The organism is Enterococcus florum, from assembly GCF_004309355.1.
Classification (GTDB): domain Bacteria; phylum Bacillota; class Bacilli; order Lactobacillales; family Enterococcaceae; genus Enterococcus_A; species Enterococcus_A florum.
In genome coordinates, this window is sequence record NZ_BJCC01000069.1 from 1 (window position 1) to 1,528 (window position 1,528).

A 1,528-nucleotide genomic window follows, 5' to 3' on the forward strand; every position below is an offset into this window, starting at 1 on the left:
TTTTATATTTCGAAAAATAAAATACGAAAATTCGAATTATTTGTTATTATTAAATTGTTTTAGTTAGGAAATATCAAGCGACTTTGGCTTTAATTTAAGCAATAAAAAAATCATTCTAATTAAAGAATGATGCCAATGGTTGTTTTTTATGGCCTAGCTACTTTTCTCTTAGTCTTCAATAGACCAAGAAAGAGATTCGCCTAAAAAACAATTTTTTTAATTTTTTATGACGCTTTCTAAAACAATTATAGATTATGGTTAAAAATTACGCAATAACTTTTAATAAAATAAATTAAATTATTGATTGTTTATCATTTTAGCGAATTAAAAGGATTAAAAAAGGTTATTAACTCTAATTGGAGCGATTCCTTTTACCGTCTTTTAAGCCGTCATAAATATAGAAGGGATAGACCTATGCGCAGAGGAGAAAATATATACAAACGTAAGGATGGTCGCTGGGAAGGGCGATACAAAAAGGGAAAGAAAGCCAACGGGAAGACCAAATACGGTTCTGTTTATGGAAGAACCTTGTCCGAAGTACGTTCAAAGCTTTATCCGTTAAAATCGAAATACCAAGAGATTCGTGGGAAATATGGCGAATCCTCGATGTCGTTAGAGTGGTGGGGGACTTCTTGGCTAACAGAAATGAAACAAGAGGTTAAGGAATCGACTTATGCCAATTACCAATACAAATTAACCCATTATGTGTTCCCAGTAATTGGAACCTATGCGTTGAATGAATTGACACCTGAAATCGGAGCTATCCTTTTGACTCATCTACAAAAAAAGCAACTGAGTGCTTCAACGATTCGAGTCATTTTCCGAATACTAAATCAATGTTTGAACCAGGCCAAAAGCAAAGAATATGTAACAGAAAATTCTTTTACAGAGATCAAACTTCCGAAGGCAGGTAAAGAAAAAGCTCGAGCCTTGACACGGGAAGAACAGCGAAGATTGGAGAAAACAGCAAACACTGAAAAGGCAAATGCCGGGTTTCCGGTCCTTTTAGCGTTGCACTCTGGCTTGCGAATCGGAGAGATCGCAGCTTTACAATGGGAAGATATTGATTTTCAGACCAATCTTATCCGGGTGAGGCACACACTCCAGCGAGTCAAGAGAGACCACCAAACGGAGTTGATCCTGACGAGCTCTAAAACAGATTCTTCTGTGCGAACCATTCCCTTGAGCGATACGATGAGGATTCTCCTCTGGGAACACAAGAAGCAGGCGATCAGCAAGTTTGTGTTTTCGACCAATGGTCATGCGATAGAACCGCGATTATTGACGTATCATTTTCATAAGATCAGAAAGAAGGTTGGATTGGAACAGATTCATTTTCATCAGCTGAGGCATACATTTGCGACCCGATGTATTGAAACACAAGGCGATATTGCCAGTGTCAGTGCCATCTTAGGTCACCGCTCAACGCAAATGACGTTGGACACCTACACGGATGCGTTGATTGAACAACGAGTGCGGGTAGTTAAACAAATGGAAAAAGCAATCGCATAAAGGAACTTTCAAAAAA

Annotated in this window: 1 protein-coding gene; it reads left to right on the forward strand. The window is 38.1% G+C overall.

Annotation, left to right across the window (positions count from 1 at the left end; genetic code table 11):
* The first annotated feature begins 414 nt into the window (after positions 1-414).
* Positions 415-1,512 carry a tyrosine-type recombinase/integrase gene (locus NRIC_RS19120; RefSeq protein WP_146624308.1) on the forward strand — a complete coding sequence of 366 codons (1,098 nt, stop codon included), beginning with the start codon at positions 415-417 and terminating at the stop codon, positions 1,510-1,512.
* Positions 1,513-1,528 lie beyond the last annotated feature (16 nt).